The organism is Mycolicibacterium aurum, from assembly GCF_900637195.1.
Lineage (GTDB): Bacteria > Actinomycetota > Actinomycetes > Mycobacteriales > Mycobacteriaceae > Mycobacterium > Mycobacterium aurum.
Genome location: NZ_LR134356.1, coordinates 70,233 through 96,294 on the forward strand (window position 1 = coordinate 70,233; position 26,062 = coordinate 96,294).

The 26,062-nt window shown below is 68.1% G+C and carries 26 protein-coding genes; 12 read left to right on the plus strand and 14 right to left on the minus strand.

Going from position 1 to position 26,062, the window contains the following annotated elements; all coding sequences use genetic code 11:
• Positions 1-40 precede the first annotated feature (40 nt).
• From EL337_RS00375 to EL337_RS00400, 6 genes are all read left to right on the plus strand, one after another.
• Entirely contained in the window at positions 41-367 is a 327-nt protein-coding gene (locus EL337_RS00375) for a WXG100 family type VII secretion target (RefSeq protein WP_048635414.1), read from the plus strand.
• Between the two features lie 39 nt (positions 368-406).
• On the plus strand, positions 407-691 hold the full coding sequence (locus EL337_RS00380) for a WXG100 family type VII secretion target (RefSeq protein ID WP_048635415.1): 285 nt from the start codon (positions 407-409) through the stop codon (positions 689-691).
• Between the two features lie 86 nt (positions 692-777).
• Positions 778-2,148: a MinD/ParA family ATP-binding protein gene (locus EL337_RS00385; protein WP_048635416.1), complete on the plus strand. Its 1,371-nt coding sequence runs from the start codon at positions 778-780 to the stop codon at positions 2,146-2,148.
• Complete coding sequence (gene eccD, locus EL337_RS00390) at positions 2,145-3,674, plus strand: type VII secretion integral membrane protein EccD (RefSeq protein ID WP_048635417.1); 1,530 nt, start codon at positions 2,145-2,147, stop codon at positions 3,672-3,674. Before EL337_RS00385 ends, eccD begins: the two co-directional genes overlap by 4 nt.
• A gap of 9 nt (positions 3,675-3,683) precedes the next feature.
• Positions 3,684-4,451: a hypothetical protein gene (locus EL337_RS00395; RefSeq protein ID WP_048635418.1), complete on the plus strand. Its 768-nt coding sequence runs from the start codon at positions 3,684-3,686 to the stop codon at positions 4,449-4,451.
• Positions 4,448-4,762, plus strand: coding sequence for a type VII secretion target (locus EL337_RS00400; protein ID WP_048635419.1), 315 nt, complete (start codon positions 4,448-4,450; stop codon positions 4,760-4,762). Before EL337_RS00395 ends, EL337_RS00400 begins: the two co-directional genes overlap by 4 nt.
• A gap of 3 nt (positions 4,763-4,765) precedes the next feature.
• Here EL337_RS00400 and EL337_RS00405 read toward each other — a convergent pair whose 3' ends face one another.
• Complete coding sequence (locus tag EL337_RS00405) at positions 4,766-5,833, minus strand: ESX-1 system-associated protein (protein WP_232786929.1); 1,068 nt, start codon at positions 5,831-5,833, stop codon at positions 4,766-4,768.
• A gap of 15 nt (positions 5,834-5,848) precedes the next feature.
• On the minus strand, positions 5,849-6,631 hold the full coding sequence (locus tag EL337_RS28955; RefSeq protein WP_235666607.1) for an EspK C-terminal domain-containing protein: 783 nt from the start codon (positions 6,629-6,631) through the stop codon (positions 5,849-5,851).
• Position 6,632: 1 nt separating this feature from the next.
• Between EL337_RS28955 and EL337_RS28960 the strand changes: the two genes are divergently transcribed.
• On the plus strand, positions 6,633-7,025 hold the full coding sequence (locus EL337_RS28960) for a hypothetical protein (RefSeq protein ID WP_235666608.1): 393 nt from the start codon (positions 6,633-6,635) through the stop codon (positions 7,023-7,025).
• A 587-nt stretch (positions 7,026-7,612) separates the two neighbouring features.
• Complete coding sequence (locus EL337_RS28965) at positions 7,613-7,834, plus strand: hypothetical protein (RefSeq protein ID WP_157866348.1); 222 nt, start codon at positions 7,613-7,615, stop codon at positions 7,832-7,834.
• A 249-nt stretch (positions 7,835-8,083) separates the two neighbouring features.
• Here EL337_RS28965 and EL337_RS00415 read toward each other — a convergent pair whose 3' ends face one another.
• The 9 genes from EL337_RS00415 to EL337_RS00455 form a co-directional block, all read right to left on the minus strand.
• Positions 8,084-9,007 carry an ESX-1 system-associated protein gene (locus EL337_RS00415; protein WP_126316466.1) on the minus strand — a complete coding sequence of 308 codons (924 nt, stop codon included), beginning with the start codon at positions 9,005-9,007 and terminating at the stop codon, positions 8,084-8,086.
• Between the two features lie 290 nt (positions 9,008-9,297).
• Positions 9,298-9,642, minus strand: coding sequence for a YbaB/EbfC family nucleoid-associated protein (locus tag EL337_RS00420; RefSeq protein WP_109860236.1), 345 nt, complete (start codon positions 9,640-9,642; stop codon positions 9,298-9,300).
• Complete coding sequence (locus tag EL337_RS00425; protein ID WP_048634939.1) at positions 9,639-11,267, minus strand: PPE domain-containing protein; 1,629 nt, start codon at positions 11,265-11,267, stop codon at positions 9,639-9,641. Before EL337_RS00425 ends, EL337_RS00420 begins: the two co-directional genes overlap by 4 nt.
• A gap of 29 nt (positions 11,268-11,296) precedes the next feature.
• Complete coding sequence (gene eccE / locus EL337_RS00430; protein WP_048634938.1) at positions 11,297-12,694, minus strand: type VII secretion protein EccE; 1,398 nt, start codon at positions 12,692-12,694, stop codon at positions 11,297-11,299.
• Positions 12,691-14,037: a type VII secretion-associated serine protease mycosin gene (gene mycP / locus EL337_RS00435; protein ID WP_048634937.1), complete on the minus strand. Its 1,347-nt coding sequence runs from the start codon at positions 14,035-14,037 to the stop codon at positions 12,691-12,693. The genes eccE and mycP overlap by 4 nt, the downstream gene beginning before the upstream one ends.
• 178 nt (positions 14,038-14,215) lie before the next feature.
• A complete protein-coding gene (locus EL337_RS00440; protein ID WP_048634936.1) occupies positions 14,216-14,473 on the minus strand; it encodes an HPr family phosphocarrier protein in 258 nt (85 codons plus the stop codon).
• Between the two features lie 33 nt (positions 14,474-14,506).
• Positions 14,507-16,525, minus strand: coding sequence for a PTS fructose transporter subunit IIABC (locus EL337_RS00445; protein WP_048634935.1), 2,019 nt, complete (start codon positions 16,523-16,525; stop codon positions 14,507-14,509).
• Between the two features lie 23 nt (positions 16,526-16,548).
• Positions 16,549-17,526 (minus strand): 1-phosphofructokinase, encoded by a 978-nt coding sequence (gene pfkB, locus EL337_RS00450; protein ID WP_048634934.1) that lies wholly within the window; start codon positions 17,524-17,526, stop codon positions 16,549-16,551.
• Positions 17,523-18,302, minus strand: a complete 780-nt coding sequence (locus tag EL337_RS00455; protein ID WP_048634933.1) for a DeoR/GlpR family DNA-binding transcription regulator — start codon at positions 18,300-18,302, stop codon at positions 17,523-17,525. The genes pfkB and EL337_RS00455 overlap by 4 nt, the downstream gene beginning before the upstream one ends.
• Positions 18,303-18,356: 54 nt before the next feature.
• Here EL337_RS00455 and ptsP point away from each other — a divergent pair, with 54 nt between their 5' ends.
• The 4 genes from ptsP (at position 18,357) to EL337_RS00475 (ending at position 22,834) form a co-directional block, all read left to right on the plus strand.
• Complete coding sequence (ptsP, locus tag EL337_RS00460) at positions 18,357-20,114, plus strand: phosphoenolpyruvate--protein phosphotransferase (protein ID WP_048634932.1); 1,758 nt, start codon at positions 18,357-18,359, stop codon at positions 20,112-20,114.
• A gap of 147 nt (positions 20,115-20,261) precedes the next feature.
• Positions 20,262-21,200 (plus strand): alpha/beta fold hydrolase, encoded by a 939-nt coding sequence (locus EL337_RS00465; RefSeq protein WP_083443259.1) that lies wholly within the window; start codon positions 20,262-20,264, stop codon positions 21,198-21,200.
• An 11-nt stretch (positions 21,201-21,211) separates the two neighbouring features.
• Entirely contained in the window at positions 21,212-21,832 is a 621-nt protein-coding gene (locus tag EL337_RS00470; RefSeq protein ID WP_048634931.1) for a class I SAM-dependent methyltransferase, read from the plus strand.
• A gap of 27 nt (positions 21,833-21,859) precedes the next feature.
• Positions 21,860-22,834 carry a pirin family protein gene (locus tag EL337_RS00475; RefSeq protein ID WP_048634930.1) on the plus strand — a complete coding sequence of 325 codons (975 nt, stop codon included), beginning with the start codon at positions 21,860-21,862 and terminating at the stop codon, positions 22,832-22,834.
• A gap of 4 nt (positions 22,835-22,838) precedes the next feature.
• On the opposite strand, the gene EL337_RS00480 is transcribed toward EL337_RS00475, so the two are convergent.
• The 3 genes from EL337_RS00480 to EL337_RS00490 are packed head-to-tail and all read right to left on the minus strand — an operon-like array spanning position 22,839 to position 26,060.
• A complete protein-coding gene (locus EL337_RS00480) occupies positions 22,839-24,989 on the minus strand; it encodes an FUSC family protein (RefSeq protein WP_048634929.1) in 2,151 nt (716 codons plus the stop codon).
• Complete coding sequence (locus EL337_RS00485; RefSeq protein WP_048634928.1) at positions 24,989-25,501, minus strand: hypothetical protein; 513 nt, start codon at positions 25,499-25,501, stop codon at positions 24,989-24,991. Before EL337_RS00485 ends, EL337_RS00480 begins: the two co-directional genes overlap by 1 nt.
• Positions 25,494-26,060, minus strand: coding sequence for a TetR/AcrR family transcriptional regulator (locus EL337_RS00490; RefSeq protein ID WP_048634927.1), 567 nt, complete (start codon positions 26,058-26,060; stop codon positions 25,494-25,496). The genes EL337_RS00485 and EL337_RS00490 overlap by 8 nt, the downstream gene beginning before the upstream one ends.
• Positions 26,061-26,062: the final 2 nt, after the last annotated feature.

Here is a 26,062-nt window from a genome sequence, read left to right on the forward strand (position 1 = left end):
GTAACCGAAGCACAGATTTATCGAACGAAAGGTCGAAAACATGGGTTCACCAGGTGGTATGGAAGCGGATACCCCGCAGTTGGCCGTCGAGGCAGGTAACTTCGACCGGATCTCCGGCGATTTGACCTCCATCCTCGGAGCGGTCGAAGGAACGGCTTCGGCCTTGTCGATGGACCTGCAGGGCGAAGCCGCCGGGCCCGCGGTGCAGGCGGCGCTGCAGCGCTTCTCCGAAGCGTCGCGCCAGCAGATCACGCTGCTCGACCAGATCTCGGAGAACATCCACTCCAGCGGTATCGACTACGACTCCGCCGATGCGCAGAACGCCGATGCTGTCGGCATGGCCGCCAACATGATCCAAAACCTCTGATACGCACCAACAAACCTCCACGAGAAAGCTGAGACAGAAATGCCACTTGTATACAACTTCGGCGGTATCGAGGCCGGTGCCGGCGAGATCATGGGTGCGGTCGGCCGCACCGAGGGACTGCTCGAAGAAGGCAAAGGCTCGCTCGCGCGGCTGGCAGCTGTGTGGGGCGGCGGCGCCTCGGACGCCTACATGCAGGTCCAGAACCGTTGGGACAACAGCTCTGCGGAGCTGAACATGGCACTGAAGAGCCTGGCCAACGCGATCAGCCAGGCCGGCCAGGACATGGGCTCGACCGAACTGAGGAACCAGGGAAAGTTCGCCTGACTCACCAAGCACACCGTGGGCGATACACCATGCGAGAGTCGCCCACGGTGTGCATCATTCGTTCCGCACACATCTGAGAGGTAATCATGTCGGCCGACTATGACCGGCTCTTCCACTCCCCGGACGCCGTCCGGACGGCCGACGAGGAGCCGGAGCGCGACGCACCGCCCTCCACCGACCGGGACGCCACGGTCCCGCCGACCAATGACGCCACGCCGCCGCCGATGCCGGCGGCGCCGCCGCGCACTCAGACCGCCGCGCAAGCACCACAGTCCTGGCAGACCGAGGTCATGAGCCAGGTCACCAATGCGCCTGCGCACCAGCCGATGCACCAGCGACTTCCCAACAACGGGATGATGCGGACGCCGCAGTCGGCACCGTCAGTGGGCGCCCGCCACGAGCAACCGCGTCCCGCTCCGGCCCCAGCGCCCCGCCCCGTACCTCCGCCGCCGCCGTCGCAGTACTACGGCGAGAACACCGATCAACGGCAGGCGGCCCCGCCCACGTCGGCGGCCACGATGGGCAACCACCGCGCCATCGACGCGCTGTCCCATGTGGGCGTCCGGTCCGCGGTGAAGATGCCGCCGCAGCGTGGCTGGCGGCATTGGCTCTACGTGATGACCCGGATCAACCTCGGGCTGTCGCCCGATGAGCTCTATGAGCTGGATCTGCACGGTCGCATCCGCCGAAATGCCCGCGACTCCTATCACATCGGCGTGTTGGGTCTGAAGGGCGGCGTCGGCAAGACAGCGGTCACGGTGGCCCTGGGGTCGGCACTGTCCAACGTCCGCGGCGATCGGATCCTGGCGATCGACGCGGATCCCGACGGCGGCAACCTCGCCGACCGTGCCGGACGGCAATCAGCGGCCACCATTGCCGATCTGCTGACCGACAAAGAGCTCCACCGCTACAACGACATCCGCGCCTACACAAGCATGAACTCCTCCAACCTGGAGGTGCTGTCCTCGGAGGAGTACAGCGCAGCGCGGCGGGAGTTCAACGACGACGACTGGCGGTCTGCGACCGAGATCGTGTCGAGGTACTACAACCTGGTACTCGCCGACTGCGGCGCGGGTCTGTTCCAGCCCGGAGCCCGCGGTGTGCTCTCGACCGTGTCGGGCCTGGTGATCGTTGCGAGTGCGTCGATCGACGGCGCGCGACAGGCCGCGGTCACGATGGATTGGCTGCGGCAGAACGGCTATCAGGACCTGCTGGGACGCTCGTGCGTGGTGATCAACCATGTGACCCCGGGCAAGCCGAACATCGACGTCGAGGATCTGGTGCAGCAGTTCGAGCGGCACGTGTCGCCCGGGCGTGTGATCGTGCTGCCGTGGGACAAGCACATCGCCGCGGGCACCGATATTCAACTCGACCTGCTGGGAAGGACTTTCGAGCGCAGGATCGTCGAGCTCGCCGCGGCGCTGTCCGACGACTTCGACAGGCTTGAGCGTCGTTGACCGCGACGGCCGCACCCCCTTCGTCGTCGGGCGTCGCACCAGGTGGTCGCCCCGCGACCACGCGGGTCACCATCCTCACCGGTCGGCGCATGACCGATCTCGTGCTGCCCTCGGCGGCGCCCATCGAGACCTACGTCGACGAGACGGTGTCGGTACTGGGCGACATCCTCGCCGACACACCCGCAGATGTGTTGGCCGGCTTTGATTTCAAGGCGCAGGGAGTGTGGGCGTTCGCCCGGCCCGGAGCACCACCGATCAAGCTGAGCGATTCGCTCGACGACGCCGGTGTGGTGGACGGCTCGCTGTTGACCGTGGTGTCGGTGAGCCGGACCGAACGGTACCGCCCACTGGTCGAGGACGTGATCGACGCCATCGCGGTGCTCGACGAGACGCCGGAGTTCGACCGCAGGGCGCTGTACCGGTTCGTCGGACTCGTTTTGCCGCTGGCTGCCTTGTTGATCACCACCGTCGCGGTGTTGTCCTGGGGGTCGACCGGGCGCGACTGGTGGTGGGCTGTCGCCCTGGGCGTGTTGGGGATCGGACTGGTGGGCGGCAGCATGCTGGCCCAGAACAGGTTCCACAACCTGCAGATGGCTGAAAGCCTGGTGGTGTCATCGGCGGTGGCCCTGACCGGCGCAGTCATCCTGGCGGTGCCGCTGCCGGAAGGCGTGGACTCCCTGGGCGCCCCGCAGATCGCGGGTGCCGGAGCGTTGGTGCTGCTGATGGTGTTGGCGACGCGCGGCGGGCCACGTCGTCGCGCGGAGATCGCCGCCTTCCTCGCGGTGATGGCACTGGCGTTGACCATCGCCGCCGTCGCGTACGGGTATGGATGGCATCAGTGGGTGCCGGCCGGCGCCATCGCCTTCGGGCTGTTCGTCGTCACCAATGCCGCGAAACTCACTGTCGCCGTGGCCCGGATCGCGTTGCCCCCGATTCCGGCACCGGGCGAGACGGTCTCCAACGACGAGCTACTCGACCCCGTGACCACGACGGACACGTCGGAGGAATCCGAGACCTGGCAGGCGATCATCGCGTCGGTGCCGGATTCTGCGGCCAGGCTGACCGAGCGCAGCCGGCTCGCCAAGCGGCTGCTGATCGGGTTCCTGACGGCGGGTTCGACGATCCTGGCTGTCGGCTCGATTTCCGTGGTGGTGCAGGGGCACTTCTTCGTGCACAGCATGATCGTCGCCGGCCTGGTGACGGTCGTGTGTGGCTTCCGATCGCGGCTGTACGCCGAGCGGTGGTGTGCGTGGGCGCTGATGGCGGCGGCTGTGGCGATACCGACGGGGATCATGGTGCGGCTGTGCCTGTGGTTCCCGGAGCGGGCATGGCTGGTGCTGGCCATCTATACGGCGTTGGCGTTGATCGCGGTGATCATCATCGGTGCGTCGGAGGGAGTGCGGCGGATCTCGCCCGTCACCAAGCGGATCCTCGAGCTGTTCGACGGCGCGGCGATCGCCGCGGTGATCCCGTTGCTGCTGTGGATATCCGGCGTATACGACGTCCTGCGCAACATCCGGTTCTAGGAGGCTCCGATGGTGACCGGCAACCCGCGTCCGCTGACAGTCGACCCCGAACAGCTGAGCGCTGCCGGCGGAGCGTTACGGAGTTCGGCAGAGAATCTGCCGGAGCCGCCCCCGCCCTTCCTGCCGGTCGGGGCGGACCCCCTGTCGGCGGCGATCATCGGGCAGATCCCCGCCGTCGAGACGCCGGTGATGACGCAATTGCCGCTGATCCAGACTCAGGCGACCACCACCGCGCAGAATGTCATCGACTCCGCGATGGCGTACCAGGCCACCGATCAGCGCAGCGGCGCGGCCATCAACGAGATGTTGCAGACCCCGCCCACTGTGCCGGGCAGCCCGGGATCAGGCGGACCCCCATCGTCGGCGGGGGGCGGTGGTGCGGCCTCGATGGGCCAGATGATGAGCATGCCCGCGCAGATGGCCGGCCAGATGACGCAGATGCCGATGCAGGTGATGGGCGCCATGGCCGCTGTGCCGCAAGGCGTCATGCAGGGCGCCCAACAGGCTGGGCAGCAGGTTCAGCAGATGGTGGGGCAGATCGGCCAGGGCGGGACGGGGAGCCAGGGAAGTGGCGCCGACGGCGCGGCGGTACCTGCGGTCGAGGTGCCGCAGGCACAGAGCTCGGACGCCCCGGGGGAGGACGACGGGGCCGCCGCCGGTCGACCGGAGGAAGAGCGCGCGCCGGACGCGAAAGGCGACAGCGACGAAACCGGCTCGTCTGCAACAGCTCCGGGGCGGCATCGCGCTGACTATTCTGATGCGGAGACCAACCTGTGACCGGGCCGTTGCAGGTCGACACCGACGAGTTGCGCAGGGCGGGGTCCAACTTCACTGCTGCCGGCGACAGGCTGGCCGGGTTACGGGCCGAGGCCCCGCTCGGAGACGCAGCATCCGCGGTACCGCAGCTGCAGACGGCCGGCGCGTGCCGCTCCGCGCAAAGTACGGTGGCGACGGAGATGACGACCATCGCCGACGCCGCTCGAACGTACGGGTCAAACCTCAGAAGTGCTGCCGACAACTATGATTCGACCGATCAGGCGTCCGGGGGACGGGTCGCTGCTGTCGACATTCCGGCCCCGGGATCCTAGGGGTCAGGTGGCCGCAGCTCGACAGGCCTGGTCGACGACCGCAAGCAGCCGAGACGCGGCAGCGTCGAGATACGCATCGGACGGACCGTAGGTCGCGAGTGCGTCGAGGTATGCCCTGCGGTATTGCGCTGAGAGCGCGGCGAAGTCGGCCGCGACGACGTTGCCGCTGACCAGTCCGAGCAACTGCGCCTGGTCGGCGTTGCGCCCCATGGCGGGAATCACGTCGTTGAACAACGTGCGCTGCTGGGGAGACCATCCGACTGCCGGCACCGTCGGATCGGCTTGCTCGCGCCATGGGCGGATCTCGTCCTCGAAACGGGACACCATCGAGATCCACTCCTGGCAGAACGGCGACGGCGCGGTGATGAACCGCTCGGGCCGGGCCGGGTCGCCGACCGGCGGTAGCGGCGCCGGCGGTGACCCGGGGACGATGATCGGGCTGCGACCTGACGCGGCCCCGAAATCGATTGAGTCACAAATGGACACGATTGCTCCGGCGGCGCTCCCGCCAACGGTGGCGAGCTTGTTGTCGGCAGGCAGATAGCGCGGGACGGCGTCGGCGTAGGCACGCCAGTAGGCGATGGCCTGCTCGTAGAGTTCGCGCATCACACGGTGAGGTGTGGCCTTGGCCAGTGCGACGGTGTCGTCCGCCGCGACCAGCATTGCTGCAGCCACCGCGCGATGCTGATCGCGCTGCTGCGGAGTCCATCGGTCGGCAGGCAGGTCAGCGTTGCGCCGGTCCCAGCCGTTGCGCTGCGTCGCCGCGAGTGTGCTGTTGATCGAGGCCCAGTCGGTGCAGGTGGCGTCGTCGGTGATGAACCGGACCGGACCCATGTCCTCGGCACTGGCAATGGCGGTGAGGTCAACGGGCGGACCGGCGGGTGGTGGTGCCGCGGCGGTAGACGGCGACGCCGATTGTGGGTCGCTGTCTGTGACCAGCAGGGTTGCCAGTCCGACTACGACGACCGCCAGCACGGCGAGAGTGCCAAGAATCCACCGGCGACGTTCCTGGCGGTGCGTGAGCGGAGACGACACCGCCGGGGGCCGGAGTCCGTCGGGTGGTGTTGTCATAGAAGAAACCGAAGTCTAGACGGAGGCCTCAGCGTTGGTGGCATCGGTGATGAGCACCGCGACGTGCTGCCAGTACACCCAGTCGGCGATCGCGCGGCGCTGGTCGCCGGGTTCGAGAGCCGTCTGCGCGCGATGCAGGGCCAGGCCCTGCGCGTGCTCGGCGTACTTGATGAATGCCGCCAGATGGGGGCCGGAACGCTGAGGGTTGGTGCTCATCAGCGGCTTGGCCACGTCGAACCACAGCGCGGCGGTTTCGTCTGCGGGCGGCTCGAGGGCCGCGGGTGCCGGCGGGAGCAACTCGTTGAGACCGAAGTCGCTGACAGCCGAAAGCTGTTGGGCGGCAGCGGGAGCGATGACTTCGAGTCGGGTGCGACCCTGCATCGTGCCGTTCTCGGGAATGTCCTCTTCGGTCAGAATGATTTTCGGGACGCCTGGATCGAAACTGGCGAACTGGTCCTCGGTGGCCACGACGGCACGCAGCTGATGGTTGTGGTGCTGCGCCCAACCCTGCACGGCCAGGATCGGATAGGTGGCCCACTTGGCCCGCTCACCGGCCGGGATGGACTCGTCGGCGGAGGCCATATGGACATGGTCGGGAAGATGGACGCCCTCGGGGATGTAGGCGAGGCCGAAGCTGTTGGCGACCACTATCGCGCCGTCGGCCGTGACACCGGTGACCCAGAAGAAGCCGAAGTCCATGACGCCGACGTTGAGGGCGGCGGCGATGTGGCGAGCACGCTGCATCGGATCGTTGCCGTTGGTCTTGCGGCGCAGCGCGCCGGCGGTCGCTGCGGACACGATGGCGTCGCGCTCAGCGCGGGCCGCCGACACCGGGACGGGTGCGGCCGCCGCGCCGCTGGAGTTGGCGGTCGACATCGGTGCCACGCCGGGGCCGACGGCGGATGCGGCGGCACCGGGTGCGCCGGTCGGGGGTGGGGGGCCCGGTGGAGCGGGCGTGGTGGGCGGGCCGAGCGGTACCGGCGGAGGGGACGCCGGTGCGCCTGCGGTGGTGGGTGCGCCCAGGGGGGCGGGTCCGGCAGCGCCGCCGCCGGCGACGCCACCGCCACTGCCCATGCCGGCGCCGCCGGAGGACGCGCTCCCGGCGGCCGGAGACGTCGCCGCAGCTTGGCTGCTGGGCGGTGGTGTTGGTGATGAAGCGGGCGCCGACGATGCCAGCGGCGGCGGCGCTTGATTTGCAAACTGTTGCAGCGGAGTGGGTTTGGCGGACTTGGCCGCATCCGCTGGGCTTGCTGCAGAGGCGGGCTGTCCGGTGGCTGCGCCGGTAGCAGGCGTGCCGGGTGACCCTGTGCCGCTCGCCGGCGAGGAGGTGCCGGATGCCGAGGAGGCTGACGGTGAACTGGCGCCGCCCGAAGAGGGACCGGATGTACTTGAGGCGCTCATTGGGCTGGATGGTGAGGAAGGGCTCGTTGATCCCAGGCCAGCCGAACCGCCCGAACCACCTGGACCCGCGCTGGCAGCTGGGGGAGCAGGACCCGTAACATCCGTCGGCTGGGTGCTCCCCGCAAGTTTGGCGGGATCGGCTCGTCCTGGCAACGGTGCAGACGGCTGCTGCGGGCTTGGTGCGCGACTCTGGTTTACGGCTGTGGCGAACGGAGCTCTGGAAGCGGAGCTTGGAATCGAGGACGGGTCAACACGAGTGTTGACGGGCGGCGGCGGAGTGTCTGTCCCAGTGGGCAGGTGGGGAAGCTGTTTCTCGAGGAGGTTGTTTAGGGCGTTCGGTGGAGCCGTCCAAAGGTTGAATGCTGTCACCGCAGTTTGGTGGCTGCTAACGACAGCCACATTCGCTTCATACGCGGCTTGGACGACGTCATCGATCGCCTGCTTGCGATCGGCCTCGGTGGTGAAGGGGACACTGTTGATGATGTCTATCGCGGCCTTCGCTGCATCGACAATCCCTATGATCTCGCTCTTCGCGGATTCTACGATTCCCGCGGCATTAGCGTGCCAGGTGATCGCAGAGACAAGATCTGTCTGCAATGAATCCATGCTCGAAATACGGCTCGATATCGCGCCATTTCCAGCGTCGGCGGCAGCCCCAGTCCATAATTGCTCGTCAAAGATCGCCGACTTGTGTGTAATCCACCCTGTCAGAATCGTATGGAGCTGCTGAAGAACCCCTGTTAATTCTTCGCTGCGAGAATACAATGAATTCTCGTCAATTTCCGGCCACGCAGGAAACGCGACCATAGGAGCTACATGCTCCCCGGTTGGCTTTGGGATTCCCATCTCTCAACTACCGTCGACTGCCCGGCAGGCGTCGCTGACCGAACCGATGAGACCCGTGACAACCTCATTTAGATAGTTATTCTCCGGGACATAGTTTGGCAGTGTCGCAGCGAATGCTCGCTGATACTCAGTCGCTAAAGCGCCGAACCGCTCAATCACGATGTTCTGGCTTTCTTCAGCTAAGTCTTCAATTCGATCAGCGCTGGCGAGCATCAATGGGACGACGGCTTCGTTGATTGACTTCTGCTCTGGGCTCCATTGTTGTGCCGCAAGGTTTGGATCAATTTGACGCCAGGCGCTCGTGTCCATCGAGTATCGAAGGACGTGTTCCTCCCATCGCGGGCAGACGGGGGCCGGCTGCTCCAAAAACGGCGCAGCACCGTCACCCCGATTTGGGAGCGTGGAAGGTTCGACAAACGGAGCGCTGGATGAGGCTGCACCAGTCTTTATCGCAGCGCAGATTGACGTCAAAGCCAGCGAAGTCCCTACTGTTACACGCGCTAGATGGTCATCTGGCGGTTGGTAGAGAGGAACCTTGTCGGCATATTCGCGGGCATAGGCAATGAACTGCTGGTAGATATCGCGGACGACTGTGTTCTTAGTAGCGCTTGCTAAGTGCTCTGTTTGGTCAGCCGCTCCGCGCATGGCGTCCGCGACCTGACGGTGTTGTTGGCGTTGCGCAGCGGTCCATGCGCTGGCTGGTAGAGCGGGGTCCCTTAATTGCCAACCGTTTTCTTGAGCTGCAGCTAGCGCATCGTTGATAGGGCCCCATGCGCTGCACGTGGGTTCGTTGGTGATGATTCCGACCGATACCGCGTTGTTGGGCGCGATGCCGGTGGTCGTTTGGTCAGAATCAGCATCAGGCGGGGGACTGAGTGCGTACCCGCCGTCCCGCGTCACCAGCAAGGTCGCAACGACCGTGACCACAATGACAGTGAGTAGCCCCAGACCGCCGAGGATCCATTTGGCGCTGACACCGCTCTTCCGCGAGTGCTGTGGTGGCTCACCCGATGGCTGTTGCGCCGGCCAAGGTGGCTCGCCAGGCGGTGGGGGCAACGGAGGCGGAGGCCGCTGTCCGTGCGGCGGAATATTCATGCGCGCCGCCCCCGTTCATGCCTGATCATCTCCAATCCCTCCCGGGTTAAACGGCAACCCTTCGCTTGGATCCGTCAGCTCAATCAGTTTAGGAGATGTTGATAGGACGCCATGTCGCTGATTTATTCGTCCTGCTTGTCCGAGACTTCCGCCGTGATCTCCGCGACCACGGCATCCAGTCGCTCCCGATCGGCGTCGATCGACGCGCTGGCTTCGGCACTGGCGTTCTGCAGCGCCTCGTTGACCCGCTGCTCGACCGCCTCGGCGCCCAACCGCAACAAGCCGTCCTGGATGTAGACGTCCTTGAGCCAGTGGTGCCCGTTGAGCGTCACCTCGACCGTCTCGCCCTCGTCGGAGCCGGTGAACGATTCGGTCGCCATTTTGTCCAGCTGCTCATCCATCAACGACTGCAGCCGCCGCGCCTGCTTGAGGACCGCGGCCACCTCGGGATGCATATCGTCGGTCACTGCGTCTCCCCCTTCTTCGCGTCGTCCGGCCCACCCCGTCGTCGCGGCCGAACTCCGATCACCTGCTCAGTGTGCGGCCGATCCTCGACGTAGAGCGGCACATCTTCGGACAACTGCGGGTTGCGCTTCTTCTCACCGCTGCCCCCCTGCGCCCCGTGCATCATCGGGGCCATACCGCCGCCCATGCCGCCACCCATGGCGCCGCCGGAACCGGAGGTGGCACCCGCTGCGGCAACCGGGACGGCGGGTCCCACCACAGGTGCGGGCGCCACCGTCTCGGCGCCGACCGCAGGTTGAAGCGGCGACGCCGGAACACCGCCGCCGCCCCCGCCTCCCGAGCCGCCGCCGCCACCCCCGGCGGCTGCGGGCCTCAGGCTCGGATCCGTGGGAAGCTTCGGCAGCTGCGGCTCGCCCTTGGTGGGACTGGGCATGCCACCACCGGGCGCGCCGCCGCCTTTCGACCCGCCACCTTCGGATCCTCCGCCCGGCGATCCACCGCCCGGTGCCCCCCCCTGCTGCGATCCCTGCTGAGCGGCCTGCTGTGCCTGGTCGGCCGCTGACATCGGCGACACCGGCGCCTCCTGCGGTAGAGGCGGCTGCCCGCCCTGTCCGCCGCCGCCACCCGCCTGCGGCTGAGATCCGCCTCCTCCGGCAGCGGCCTGCCGTTCGCCCTCGGCCTGTGCCGGAACGCCTCGCGCCCGGGGATCACCGTTGCCTGTCACCGGTGACGTCGGCGCCGCGGAGTCAGGACGTGGCTGCGGAGGTTGCACCGGCGTCGGCCGCGCCGCGTTGGCATAGCCTTCGCGGATCGTTTCGGACTCCTGGTACAGCTGCTCCATCCGCAGCTGAAGGGCTCGCCGCGCGCCGCCGTCCATCGGCGTGGACATCAATTGTGTTCTGAGCGCCTCGTATTGAGCACGCACCGGCGCGTTGGCCGCAGCGGCCTGGTCGTGCGCGATCGCCAGCTTCTCGGCCTCTGCCGCCAGTTGCGTCCACTTGCCGGCGAGCGCCTGCAGCCAGCCCCCGAACGACTTGAACTTCACGTACGCGGCTTCTGCTGCCACGCCTTCCCAGTTCTGGATCTTCACCTCGAACGGGATGGCTGCTTCGGTGAGCCGGGCGGCGTTGGCGGTCCACTCCGCCGCGGCGGTCCGCAGCGCCGCCGCGTGGTCGCCCTCGGCCAGCTTGTTGTCCGTCTCGATCGGATCGAGGATGTCGCCGTCGGAGGCGACGTTCTCGAACCCGGGCATCGCGGGCGGCGGCGGAGGCGCGGGCAGGGTGTTGGCCCCGATCGGTACCGGCGCGGGTGCTGGCGCACCACCGCTGCCGCCAGGGATCGTGCTGTCGATGGTGGTCGCCGACGCCTCGTCCACCGCTTGATAGGCGCGGCCCACGAGGCGCAGGGTCTCGGCCAACCGCCGGCTCTCGGCCATGCCCCATTGCTGCTCAGCGCCAAGGGCTTCGGCGTTCTTGCCGAGATTGCGGACCGCGGCTGTGGTGGCGGTGAGCTTGTCGGGATCAGCGAGGGTCGCCGATGCGGGGTTGGCTCCCCACGGGATTGCCTCGATCGTGCCGGCCTTGGTTTCGAGGTCGCTCGGATCGACCTTGAGTTCGTCGCCCGCCATCTACCTCTCCCCACCGTGTGTAGGACCGATCATGGCTCCAGCACCATCTGGTAGCGGCTCTCTTCGCGCGGGTTGATCAGCCTGATCGGGAGTTGCTTGTGCCGTGGAGTCGCGATGTAGTTGTCCCGCAACATGACTTGGCCGACGCCAGGGTGGGGCCGCAGATAGGTCGTCGCATTGGGCCACGCCACCTTCGCCACCTCGCCGGTCCTTGCGTTGACGAAGCCGGCGAACTCGCGGAACTGTGGCTGCAGAGTGACGACCGCCCCCGCCGCCGCGGACCGCACGACGAACTGCGTGAACAGCCGCGCATTGCCCAGGTTGATGCTGACATCGACGTCGTCGAACGGCATGTACACCGGGTAGCGGTCGGCGGTCTCGCCGACCAGCACGCCCGCGGACCCGATGGGTAGTTCGTAGTGCCGGTCTGTCACCGGGGTTTCGCCGAACAGCGCGGCCCGCTGACCGCCGTACAGGCACGAAAACCCGCGCGGGGTCGACGGATTGGCCAGTGTGGTCAGCAGCACGGTGCTCGTCGGTGCGGACCCGGGGACGATTCGCACCCGGGTCAGGGTGTGGTCGGCGCGCGCCGACCACCACACGTCGGGGCCACCTGGCGCGCTGTAGGCGGCGGTGAATGTGCTGCGGCCCTTGATCATCGACCAGGTCTCGTGCTCGAAGCTGATCTCGGTGGCCGTGTCGAAGTCGTCGAAGCTACGGGCCGGCTGTGCGTCGATTCCCTTGCTGGCCATGTGGTCGGCGATCCGGGTGGTCGAGGCCACCAGGTACTGCGCCAGACCGGCGACTCCGGCATCGCGGCGCAGCGCCGACTTGCGGGTCTTGTCCGGATCGGCCCGCAGCACGACCCAGGTGCGCCTGCTGGCCGGTGCCGGGTACGGGCCCACGACCTGCTCGTAGAGTCCGACGAGTGCGGCCGGTGCCGTCTTGCCCACCCGGTAACCCGCCGAGACGATGTCGGCTTCCAGATCGGGGCAGTACGCGGTCAGCAGGTCGTCGACGATCTTGGTGTCGATGACGTCGTCGGTGAAGGCTGCGCCGTTGACGATCACCGTCGGGGTGAAAGGCCTTGGGATCAGCTCGATCACTGACACCAGGTAGTTGTCCTGCCAGCGCAGCGCGACATGGTCGCCGGGCAGGACGGTGGCACCCACCGCGGGCGCGGACGGCGCGGTCGGCGGTTGCCGGTGCCGCCGGCGCCAGGCGAACAGCGCCGCCCCCCAGCCGGTGACGCGTCGTCCGCGGAACGTCACCAGCGCCGACAGCGCGATCAGCACTCCCAGCGTGATGCCCAGCCACATCAGGTCCAGCGGGGCGAGCAGCAGGATGCACGCGGGGATCAGCGCCGCCGCCACCAGTGCGTGACCGGTGCTGAAGCGCAGCCCGAAGATCGACAGGAACCTGCTCATCGGCGCCTCATGGCGCGGCGCGCCAACGCTCCGATACCGAGCAGCGCCGCGACGCTGACTGCGACGATCACGACGCCCGTCATCGGGGCGCGATCCGGTGGCGGCACGTAGACCGGCGGCGGGATCTCCTTGACGTTGTAGGGGATCTCGGCGGGACCGGGGGGAACCTCCCACGTCAACGCGGCGACCGGATCGATCACCCCGGCGCCGACGACGTTGTCCACACCACCGCCGGGATGCCGCGCGGTGGCGGTGATCCGGTTGATGATCTGCGCCGGTGTCAGCGCGGGGAAGCGCTGTTTGATCAGCGCCGCCAACCCCGACACATACGCCGCCGAGAACGATGTGCCGCTGATCGGAATCGGGCCGTCCTCGCCCTGCAGCGCGTTGACGGGGTTGCCGTCATAACCGAGCGCCACCAGATTCTCGCCGGGTGCGGCGGCGCCGACCCACGGCCCCTGCATCGAGAATCCGCTGGGCTGGCCGTTCGGTGCGATGCTGCCGACCGTCAGGACCAGCGGCGAATACCAGGCCGGCGAGACGATGGTCTGCACCTGCTGCCATCCCCGCGGGTCGGCGGGCAGGGCGGCGTCGGGCGGCGGATTCTGGTTGCAGTTCTCGCCGGTGTTGCCCGCCGCGACGACGATCACCACCCCCTTGACGTTGACGGCGTAGTTGATCGCGGCACCGACCACGGCTTCGTTGATGGGGCGGGTCACCTTGTAGCAGGCGGCCTCGCTGATGTTGATGATCTGCGCTCCGATGTTGGCGGCGTGCACGATGGCGCGCGCCAGGCTCCGCAGCGAGCCTGCGGTCTGGGTGGCGTTGGGATCGTTGGGGTCGGTGCGGGCGCCGACCGGGGAGAAGCTGTCCGAGGTCTGGCGCAGCGACAGAATCCGAGCCTCCGGCGCGACGCCGACGAAGGCGTCGGTGGGTGCGGGACGGCCCGCGATGACGGCAGCGGTCAGGGTGCCGTGCGCATCGCAGTCCGACATGCCGTTGCCGGCCTGATCGACGAAGTCGCCGCCGGGCTCGGCCGGTACCCGGGGTGACCCGTTGACGCCCGTGTCGATGACCGCCACAGTTACGCCCGCACCCGTTGCGAACTTCTGCGCCTCTGCCAGCCGCAGATAATCACTGGCCCACGGGCGGTCCGCGAAGTTCGCGTTCGGGAACGCCGTCGGCGTGGCGCAGATGCGCCGCTGTTCCATCGGCTGGTCCGGACCGGTCTCATCAGGGGGAATGGCGGCCGGATCAATGATCGGCGGCTCTATCGCTCCGACGGGAGGAGCAGTCAGCAGCACCAGGAACAGTGCGGCAATCAGCGCACCAATGCGGCGCACGCGATGTCACCCCCCGAGAACCCCGACCAGCGCACAGTGTGCTGGTAACCCGACAGCAAACCCACCGACCGCGTCGGCGTGGCACAAATAGTCGGGTCCAGGCTACGCGTGGAAGGCACACGGCAATGCTAAGGGGGTTCAGTGAGGGGTCGTTCCGCTTTCTTTCCCGACGGGAATCTCAGGCGTCGAGGTCCTTCTGCACCAGCTCGGCGATGGTGGCCAGCGCTGCCTCGTCGTCGGAGGCGACGGTGACCTCGGCGCCGTTGCCTGCACCCAGGGTCATGATCATCAGCGCCGAGCCGGCATCGACGGGCTCACCGCCGTCGACCGAGAGCGTGACAGGGACACCGGCGTTGACGGCGGCCTCGGCGATGATGGCCGCGGGCCGTGCGTGCAGTCCGATGGACGAGCCGACGATGACGGTCTTGCTGGGCATGGAGTTCTCCTTTTGTTGGTGGGGGATGGACGATCAGGCGGTGACGAGCTCAGGCTCGGCCTTGGCGCCGGGCTTGATGAACTGCTTGGCGGCGACGACCGCGAGCGCGGAGATGACTGTTCCGACCACGAGAGCGACGAGGAACATCGCCAGGTTGCCGATCGCGAAGAACACGAAGATGCCACCGTGCGGTGCCCGCAGGGTCACGCCGAACGCCATGCACAGAGCCCCGGTGACGGCGCCACCGGCCATCATCGACGGGATGACACGCAGTGGATCGGCGGCCGCGAACGGGATCGCGCCTTCCGAGATGAACGAGGCCCCGAGAAGCCATGCGGCGCGGCCGTTCTCCCGTTCGGGCTCGCTGAACAGGCCCGGCCGGATCGTGGTCGCCAGCGCCATGGCCAGCGGCGGCACCATGCCTGCCGCCATCACTGTCGCCATGATCTCGAACGACGCGGTGGTGGCCGCGGCCAGTCCGGCGGTGGCGAATGCGTAGGCCGCCTTGTTGACCGGACCGCCGAGGTCGAAGCACATCATCAGGCCCAGGATGATCCCGAGGAAGACCGCCGAGGTACCGGACATCCCGGTCAGCCATTCGGTGAGGCTGGTGTTGACCCACGCCAAGGGGCGGCCGATCAGGAAGAACATGATCAGACCGACGGCCAGGGACGCGACCAGCGGGATGATGACCACCGGCATGAGGCCGCGCAACCATCGCGGCACATCGATTTTGCTGATCCACAGCGCGGTGAAGCCGGCGATCACGCCGCCGGCGATGCCGCCGATGAAGCCGCCGCCGACGAAGACGGCCAACGCACCCGCGGTGAAGCCCGGCGCGATACCCGGCCGGTCGGCGATCGCGAAGGAGATGTAGCCGGCGAGGGCCGGTACCAGGAAGCCGAATGCCAGGCCGCCGAGGGTGAACAGGATCGCGCCGAGGTATTCGAGGAATCCGCCGGGCGGCAGGTTCTGCAGCGAGTTGTTCAGCGCGATGTCGTTACCGGTGTCGGCGATCTCGTAGCCACCGAACAGGAAGCCCAGCGCGATCAGCAGGCCGCCGGCAGCGACGAACGGGATCATGTAGCTCACGCCGGTCAGCAGGATCTGCCGGGTGCGCGTCCCCCAGCCGACATTGCCGGACGGTGCGCCGGACGAGCTCGCGTCGGCGCCGGAGCCCTCCACCCGCGCCGCGTTCGGATTGTCTGCTGCGGCAAGGGCTTCGGCGATCATCTTGCCGGGTTCGTTGATCGCGCGTTTGACTCCGGAGGCCACGACGGGCTTGCCCGCGAAGCGGCCCTTGTCCTTCACCCCGACGTCGGTGGCGAAGATGACCGCGTCCGCCTTGGCGATCGTCTCCGGCGGTAGCGGTGTGCTGCCCGAGGAACCCTGCGTCTCGACGACGAGAGTGACGCCGGCCTCCTTGGCTGCGGCGGTCAGCGAGTCGGCGGCCATATAGGTGTGGGCGATGCCGGTCGGGCAGGCGGTGATGGCGACGATGGACCTGGCGGTGGGCTTCTCCGCGGTAGCCGCGGCAGCCGCGGGAGCGGCGGGCGTCGGGGCGGCGGCCGGTGCGGCCGGTGCGGGGTTCACCACCCCGTCGACGAGAGAGACCACCTCGTCGACGGTGGCGGCATTGCGCAGCGACTCGACGAAATCCTTGCGTACCAACGCCCTTGCCAGGCTGGACAGCAGCTTCATGTGCTCCTGGCCGCCGGAGTCGGGTGCGGCGATCAGGAATGCCAGGTCGGCCGGGCCGTCGGGCGCACCGAAGTCGACGCCGGGCTTGAGCCGGGCGAATCCGATGGTCGGGGTGTCGACGTAGGGCGAGCGGCAGTGCGGGATCGCGATCCCGCCGGGAAGACCGGTGGCGGACTGTTCTTCGCGCGCCATCGCGGCGCTGACGAGTCCCTGGGGGTCGGTGGTGCGTCCCGCCTGGGCGAGGACGTCGACCAGGCGGGCGATGACGGCCTGCTTGCCGCCGTCCACGGCGGCGTCGAGCAGCACGAGGTCACGCGAGATGATCGGCGGGGAGCTGGTGGAGCTGGTCATGGGACTACCTTCGTCTCTCGGTCTTACTGGTTGGCGGGAATGGGTGAGATCGGCGAAACCTGAACCGCGTTCAGGTCGATCTCGGACGGTGCGGGCAGTGTCGTTCCGGGCAGGGCGGCGGCGGCGCTGCCGTAGGCGACGGCCATCTGGAGTCGCTGGGGTGGCTCGGCGCCCCCGACTTCGGCGCGCACGTACCCGGCCAGCGACGAGTCGCCGGCGCCGACGGTGCTGCGGGGCACGATCGGTGGGGGTGTCGCCATCCAGGCGCCGTTCTGGTCGACCAGCACGGCACCGGCCGCACCGAGCGTGGCCAGCACGGCACCGATTCCCCTGTCGATCAGTTGCCTCGCCGCCGCGACGACGGGTGCCGGATCTCCCTGGACGACGGCCGCTTCCAGAGCCTGCGGGGAGTAGCCGAGGACGCCGGCGAGCTCCTCGGCGTTCGGCTTGATCAGATCGGGAGCGCCGCGGTCGAGCGAGCCGATCAGGGCGGCCAGCGGCGCGTCGGACGTGTCGACGGCGATGCGGCAGGGATGTGACGCGAGCAGTGCGACGACGTCCGCGTACCAGGAGGCGGGAACTCCCGGCGGCAGCGAACCGGACATCACCACCCACGCGGCGTCCCTCGCCGCATCCAGCACCGCATCGGTGAACGCCCGCAGTGCCGACTCGTCCAGTACGGCGCCCGGCTCGTTGATCTTGGTGGTGGTGCCGTCCTGCTCGGTGATGGTCAGGTTGGTCCGGGCCGCCTCGTGGGTGGGCACCACCCGGTAGGGCACCGCGGCCGCCTGCAGTGCGCTCACCAGCGGATCGTTGGTGGCCGCGGGAAGCACGGCGAGCGCGTCGACGCCGGCCATCGTCAGTACCTTCGCCACGTTGACGCCCTTGCCGCCGGCCTGGCTGGTGACCGAGGTGACTCGGTGCACCGCGCCTCGCGTCAGCGGTGAGGACAGCGTGACGGTGCGGTCGATGCTCGGGTTGGGGGTGACGGTGACGATCACGGTTGGCCTCCTGCGCAGATGACCTCGACGCCGTTCTCGCCCAGTACGGCGCTGTCGGCGGCGGAGATCTCGGGGTCGGTGATGAGGGTGTCGACACTGGAGATGGGGGCGAAGCTGACGAAGTCCTCGCGGCCGACCTTCGACGAATCAGCGGCGACGACAACGTAATTGGCGGACCGGACCATCGCCCGCTTGACTGCCGCCTCTTCGCTGTCGGGGGTCGACAGCCCATGGCGCACGCTGATCGCGTTGGTGCCGATGAAGGCGATGTCCACGCGCAAGGTGTCCAGTACCCGCAGCGCCTGCTCGCCGACGGCGGCCTGGGTGATTCCGCGCACCCGTCCACCCAGCAGCTGCAGTGAGACCGACGGCATCGTGGCGAGTCGGGCGGCGATCGGCACCGAGTTGGTCACGACGACGAGCTCGCGGTCCGTTGGGATCTGCGAGGCGATCCGCATCGTGGTGGTGCCGGCGTCCAGCAGCACGCTGGCCCCGCTGAGAGGAAAGAACTCCGCGGCCGCGGCGGCGATCGCGTCCTTGTGTTCGGTGCGGGTCACGTCCCGTTCGCCGACGCCCGGTTCGACGAGGTGCAGAGCCCGTACGGGCACCGCCCCGCCGTGGACGCGTCGGACGATGCCCGCCTTGTCCAGCACGGCCAGGTCGCGCCGCACGGTCTCGGTGGTGACGTCGTAGGCCTGCGCCAGTTCGGCCACCGACGCCCTGCCCCGTGTCATCACCAGCGACGCGATGGCTTGCTGCCGTTCTTCCGGGTACATGGGACTCCGTGAGGATGAGGACTTATGTGGGGTTGGACCCAATTCAATGTTGATATGTTTGGTTTTACCCCTGAACGTGTTGACTTGTCAACGGTTTCTTGTAACCTAGTTCACATGACCGCCTCGTCCTCGCTTACCTCACCCCCGGCGATCGGCACCGTTCTGCATGGTGTGCCCGTCGTGGCCGGCGTCCAATACGCGCCCGTCATCCGTCCCGGGAAGCCACCCCAGATCGATCCCGGTGCCGACGCCGATCTCGACGAGGCCGACAGGGCAGCCGAAGGTGAACGGTTCAGCGCCGCGGCGGCCACGGTCGCGGAGCGGCTACGCGAGCGCGCCGCGCACGCCACCGGTTCGGCGTCGGAGGTGCTGGCGGCCACCGCGACGCTGGCTCAGGACCGGGGCTGGCTCGGCGTCGCCGAAAAGCGCATCAAAGACGGCGCGCCTGCGGTCCGCGCGGTCAACGCCGCGATCGAGCAGTTCGTCGAGATGTTCACCAAGCTGGGTGGGCTGATGGCCGAACGTGTCACCGATCTGCGCGACATCCGCAACCGCGTGGTCGCCGAGTTGAAGGGGCTGCCGGAGCCCGGTGTGCCCGTGCCCGACGAGCCGTCGATCCTGTGCGCCGAGGATCTCGCGCCCGCCGACACCGCGGGCCTCGACCCGACGCTCATCGTGGCGCTCGCCACCACGCTCGGCGGTCCGACCAGCCACACCGCGATCATCGCCCGGCAGTTGGGCATACCGTGCATCGTCGCGGTGACCGGACTCGACGACGTGCCTGCGGGCGCGATGGCGCTGGTCGACGGAACGCTGGGCACCATCACGATCGGGCCCGATGAAGCCGCCGCCCGTGACGCCGTCGCCGAAGCGCAACGTGCCGCGGCGTCGGCGGCGAACTGGTCCGGCCCGGGTGCCACTGCCGATGGGCACGCCGTCGCCGTCCTCGCCAACGTCCAGGACGGGGCTGCAGCCCGCTCGGCCAGTCAGACCCCGGCCGAGGGTATCGGGCTGTTCCGCACCGAATTGTGTTTCCTCAACACCGAGACCGAGCCGACGGTCGACGAGCAGGCCACCATCTACACCGAGGTGCTCGAAGCGTTCGCCGGCAAGAAGGTCGTCGTCCGCACGCTCGACGCCGGTTCCGACAAGCCGTTGAAATTCGCAGGCCATCCCGACGAGGCGAACCCTGCGTTGGGCGTGCGTGGCATCCGGATCTCGTTCAACAACCCGGCGATCCTGGACCACCAGCTCGAAGGGATCGCCAAGGCGGCCGAGCGCTCCGGCAACCCGCCGTGGGTGATGGCGCCGATGATCGCGACCGCCGAGGAAGCGAAAAACTTTGCCGACAAAGCTCGTTCGTACGGTCTCACCCCGGGCGTGATGATCGAGGTGCCCGCCGCGGCGCTGTTGGCCGACCGGATCCTGGAGCACGTCGACTTCCTGTCGATCGGCACCAACGACCTGGCGCAGTACACGATGGCCGCCGACCGCATGTCGGCCGATCTGGCCACCCTCACCGATCCGTGGCAACCCGCCGTGCTGGCACTCGTCGCGATGACGGTGAAAGCCGGTGTCGCCGTGGGTAAGCCGGTCGGTGTCTGTGGTGAGGCCGCGGCCGACCCGGTGCTGGCGTGCGTGCTGACCGGCTTCGGCGTGACGTCGCTGTCGGCGGCCGCTGCGGCGGTGCAGGGTGTGGGTGCCAAGCTGGCCCAGGTCACGCTGCAGCAGTGCCGCGACGCGGCCGAGGCGGTCTTGACCACCTCCACTGCCGCCGACGCGCGCGCCGCGGCCATGTCAGCGCTCGGCTGAGCCGCCGTGAACACGCAATAGGTCGCGCACCGGGTGCGGTGGGCGTAGCGTCCCGACGAGTGGTCCCCCAGCCAGAGACCAGCTTCTGCGTGTAGTCGCCCATTCCTCCGCCTCCCGTCACGGGGTGCACGTCCGTCTGGAGCCGCCATGACAACGCTTCCCAGCGCCCCGATCGCGGACGAGGTGCCGCCCGGCTTCACCCGGCACACCGAGACGGCCAACTCGGTCACCATCGATTACGTGATCGGTGGGCATGGACCGACTCTTGTTCTGCTCCATGGCTATCCGCAGTCGTGGTACGAATGGCGACACGTCATGCCCGCGCTGGCCGAGCACTACACCGTCATTGCTCCGAGTCTGCGTGGCGCAGGGCTCAGTGACGCACCGGGGAGCGGCTACGACAAGACGACGATGGCCGCGGACATCCACGCGCTACTCGTCGCGATCGATCGACATCGCGATATACGACTCGTCGGCCATGACATCGGCTTGATGGTCGCGTACGCCTACGCAGCCGAACATCCCGATGATGTCGTCAAACTCGTTCTCAGTGAGGCGTTCATCCCCCATCCGAGTATCTACGAATTCCCGGCGCTGTCTGCCGACGGGCCCGGGCCGTGGCACTTCGGTTTCTTCCTGTTGACCAACGGATTTCCCGAACAGCTGATCGCAGGCAACGAGACCGTGTGGGTCGACAGGTTCATTGACAGCTTGATGGTGGTGAAGGGCTCGATCACGCCTGAGGAGATCGAGGTCTACGCAAGCTTCCTGCGCGGTCCCGGACACCTCGCGGCCACGATCGAGTGGTTTCGCGCGTGGCCGGCCGACATGGTCGACAACGCCACTCGGCGGCAGACCAGGCTCGCCATGCCGGTCCTGGCCATCGGCGCCGACGGCAGCCTCGGTGATTTCGTCGCCACCAACGCCGAGAAGTACGCCGACGATGTCACCGCCGTCGTCGTCGCCGGTTCCGGACACTGGATCTACGAAGAGCATCCGGAGGAACTGACCCGCGTGCTCCTGGACTTCCTCGGAGACAACGGCGCCGGCAGCCGGCCGGTGGTTTCCGATCCCGTCCGCCGGTGAATCCACGGGCCGTGAGATATCCGTCGCAGGACGAGTTCGCGTCCGAGGTCACCGAGTGGTGGGACATACCCGGCTGGTTCCACTGGCGCGAAGGTCAGGAGGAAGCCGTTGCCACCTTCCCGGAAGGAAGCACGTTCCTGGAAGTCGGGTCCTACCTCGGCCGCAGTCTGTGCTCGCTGGCCGACGTCGTACGCAGCTCGGGCCGCGACTACACGGTGGTCGGCGTCGACACCTGCCGCGGCAGCGGGCACGAGGGTCCGGCCAACAAGAATGCGCACGGTCCCGCGGTCGAGTTCGGTGGCGGAACGTTCGCAGGCCTGTTGCACCGCAACATCATCGCCTGTGGGTTCGCCGACACCGTGGACGTGTTGATCAGCTCCTCGCCCCGGGCGGCCGACTTCTTCAGCGACGGTTCGCTGGCATGGGTACACCTGGACGCCCGACACGACTACGACAGCGTCGCCGCCGACATCGACGCGTGGGCGCCGAAGGTGATGCCGGGCGGCTGGCTCTCCGGCGACGACTACGACGACCGATTGTGGCCCGGTGTCGTCGGCGCGGTGCGGGACAGGATGCCCGATGCGCACGGCTGGCTGACCGCGCAGTGGCGGTGGCTGAAGCCCGGGAATTAATCGGACTATAGTCCGGTTACTTCGACCATGCCTGCAATCACAGCCGATACGCTGACCCTGCCGCGCATTTCCGGGTCGGCTCCCACCGATACCGAACGCCCCGTGCGGTCGGTCACCAGCGGTCCGCGGGGGTACGAGGGCGAGGGTTTTCCCGTCGTCCGTGCCTTCGCGGGCGTCAGCGCACGTGACCTGGACCCGTTCGTGCACATGGACCAGATGGGGGAGGTCGAGTACCAACCGGGCGAACCCCGCGGCACCGACTGGCATCCGCATCGCGGCTTCGAGACGGTCACGTACATGATCGACGGCCGCTTCGCACACCAGGACTCCCATGGCGGCGGCGGACTGATCGCCGACGGCGCCACCCAGTGGATGACCGCCGGCTCGGGAATCCTGCACATCGAGACCCCGCCCGCCGAACTCGTGGAGAGCGGCGGCTTGTTCCACGGGATCCAGCTGTGGGTGAATCTGCCCAAGAAGGACAAATTCGCCGCGCCGCGGTATCAGTCCATCGAAGGCAACCAGGTCACGCTGCTGGCATCCGATGACGGGGGCGCGCTGGTGCGCGTCATCGCCGGTGAGATCGACGGCAGGGGCGGGCCCGGAGACACGCACACACCGATCACGCTGGCGCACGCCACCGTCGAGCCGGGCGCGCGACTGAATCTGCCGTGGAACCGCGATTTCAATGCGCTGGTGTACGTGCTGTCGGGCCGAGGGGCTGTCGGCCCCATCGGTCACCCGATCCAGCAGGGTCAGCTCGCGGTGTTCGGCCCGGGCGACCGCATCACGGTGGCCGCCGATGGTGCGCAGGACTCGAATCGTCCTGCTCTTGAGGTTCTCCTGTTGGGCGGCAGGCCGATTCGCGAGCCTGTCTTCCAGTACGGACCGTTCGTGATGAACTCGAAGTCCGAACTCGTCCAGGCGATGGAGGACTTCAATGCAGGCAAGTTCGGCACCATTCCGCCGAACGCGCTGATGCCGCACCGGCCGCTGCGCTGACGGGTCAGGAGGTCGCGGGCTGGAGCGGATAGATCAGCTCCAGCTCGCCGATCGCCGCCGCCGCCGTCAGCAAAGGCAGGGCCGCCGACACCCCCAGGTCGTCGACGCGAGCCTCGGACCGCAACGCCCGCACGAAGTCCTCGCTGATCGGCGCCACCGGGTCGGCGGGATCGAAGGTGCCGGTGACCCGTTCGTAGATCGCCTCGACGTGCTCCTCCACCACGGCGCGCACCCCCGGATACGCGCCGAGAGGTGGGGGAGTGGGGATGTCGGCGATCAGATCGGCCGCCATGCGCAACCGGATCGCCCGGTTGAACGAGCGCACGATGGGGGCGCGGAAGTCCGTCTCCCCGCTGCTCTCTGAAAGATATTGCCGCACAGCGTCATCAGCGACACGCGAAGCCGCCAACGCATCGTGGCTCAACGTCCAGACCTCGTCGTTGCGCTCCTCGTAGGCGCCCCGGGTGATCCGCAGGACCGCGGCGCGCAGGTACCTGGCGGACAGCGCGCGGGACGAATCGATCGCTCGTGTCACCGAGGCGGTCGCGCCGCGCGGCCACAACAGCAGTGAAACCACCACGCCCACAGCGGCTCCCACAAGGACGTCCTCCACGCGGATCAGCCCGACCGCCCATCCGGTGGGCACGATCAGGTTGAAGAAGATCAGCACCATCATCGTGAACGCGGCCTGGGCCGCGGTGAACGACGCGATCTCCGGCACGTACGCCGACCCGAAGACCACCAGCGGCATCAGCATCCACAACACGACCGGGTCGACGCCCACCAGGCTGATCAGCACCGCGCCGAGCAGGAAGCCGATGCCGGTGCCGATCACCGCGCGCCACACCCGGGTACCTGTGGTCAGCGCGCTGCTGCGCAGCACCGACAGTGCCCCGAGAACCACCCAGAAGCCGTGCTCGACGGGGAACAGGTGCGTGACCGCCACGGCCAGCGCGAGGCCGAGGCCGGTGCGCAGGCTGTTCCGGACCGCCACCGATCGATTCTCGACGAAACCCGACGTGATCTGGGCGGCCGCAACGGTTTCGGGCAGTAGGCGGTCCGATGCGCCGGTCGGCGGGAGCCGGCGTCCCAGGGCGCGCGCCCACACGGGTCGAGCGTCTGCAGCGGCTGCCGCCGCGATGACGCGCCCGGTGGCGCTGACGGTTGCCGCGATGGTTCGCCGCCGCAACAGATCGCGCCCCAGCTCGACGGCGTCGTCGTCATCGGCGACCCCGAGGATCGCGTCGAGGTCCTCACGCCACCGTCCGCGAGCCAGCGTGCGCAGCGTCATCAGCGCCGCCTCCAGGTCGGCCCTGGCAAGGTCGCGGTCGGCACCCTTGGCAATGCGCAGCACGGCCGCGGAGCAGCGGAGCACCCGCACCACGGCAGGCTTGTCGCGCAGCGTCACACCGCCGGGTTGACCCGTTCTGTCGGCCACCCACTCCAGATCGTCGACCACGCGAACCAGGGCCCGGCTGCCCGCCGTCAGCCCGACCGGCCGGAAGTCGGCGCCCAGGAACGTCTCTCGCAGTGCGTCCATCGCCCGGCCCACGTCGGCGGCCGTCGCCTCGCCGTCCAGCCGGTCGGCGAGGGTGCTGCAGGCCCGCGCCGCCCGGCGGCGCAACTGGCCGTGGTGGCGAGGTGCCAGCACGAACAGCGCGGCGGGAACGCAGACCGCCAGGGCGATCGCCCACCCGAGGAGCCGCTCCCCGATCGGACCGGGTGGTGTGCAGGCGGGCAGCACGAATGTCAGCAGCGTGGCGCGCTGGCCGGCGGCGATCGTCTCGCTGAGCACACCGGAGAAGGTCACCGCCACCCCGATCACGAACATGCCCAGCACCGCGGCCCACGGAAGGGGGGCGACGAGCGTTCCGAGGGTGATCAGGATGGACCCGTTGATACCGAGCCCGGCGTAGGCGACCGCCCGGTTCTGCCGGTTGCCAGGGAAATCGGAGAAGACGAGCAGCGCCACCGACCCGAAGATCGTGAACAGCGGTGTCTGGGCGTTGCCACCGGCGACGGCGAAGCTCACCGCGGCGGCCAGGGGCACCACCGTCGCGGCGCGCACCGCGCGACGCAGCGCGTCGTTGTCCGGATCGCGTTGCGCGACGCGGCGTATCACGCGAAAACGCAGCTCATGCAGCCATTTGGGCATCAGTGTGCGAGCACCTTGATACCGATCACGAGAAGTCCCACGCCCGTGAGTAAGAGAACCGTCACAATTTGCTGCCACCACCGCAGTCGCGTCCGGCGGACGGCCAGCAGGGCTATCAGCGCGAGTTCGCCGACCAGGATCCACTTGGCGACCCACATCGCCGAATGAGTCTGGAGCAGGCCGATGCCCGCCGCGCCGAGTGCCAGCAGCGGGAGCACACCCGCCAGCAGGATCTGGCCGGACGCTTGCAGCATGCGCAACGCCTCGAGACCCCGTGGCGCCCGCTCGTGCACGGCCGTGTGGGCAACCCAGTCGGCGAGCAGGCTGGCCGCCCAGAGCCCGCCCATGGTGACTGCGACGTCGAGCACCCGGGCCCAGGCGCTGGTGTCGTCGCCGGTGTAGCGCGTCAGGACCACGAGGGTCGCCAGACAGGAGATCGCGCCGTAGAGGCGCTCGCGCAGCATCGCGACGACGTGCTCGGTGGAGGCCTCGGCCTCGGTGGTCTCACTCATCGTCGGGCACCGTGCTGAAGCGGCCGGAGTCGAGTGCCTCCAGCAGCTGTTCGGCGAGCCAGCGCAATCCCGGCGTATCCGACGGCAGGATCGCCTGTTCGTAGCCGACCAGCAGGTATACCGCCCACGCCGCGAACAGGTCCGCCTGACGATTGTTCTGCAGGATATGCAGTGCCGAGTCGTGCATCGCGTCGAAGCGTTGTCGGTCGACCGCGGCCTGCACGGCGCGGACCTCGGGGTCGATGGCGCCCCACACCCGGATAGCGGCCTCCGCGCCGTGGGGCAGCGTCAGCCCGGCCTCGAGGAACCTGCCGATCCGTCGGCGGGGGTCGGGCTCGTCCTGGACCGCGTCGACCACCCGCACCGTCATGCCCTGCTGCCAGTGCGCCACCAGCTGCCGTGTGTACGCCGACCAGTTGGTGAAGTAGTGGTAGAACGAGCCGGTGGTGACGCCGAGCCGGTGACATACCTCGGCCAGCTTCAGGCCGCCGTACCCCAGGTCGGAGAGGACTTCGAGGCCCGCGTCGAAGAACGCCTCCCGCGATTCAACCGCCCCCATAC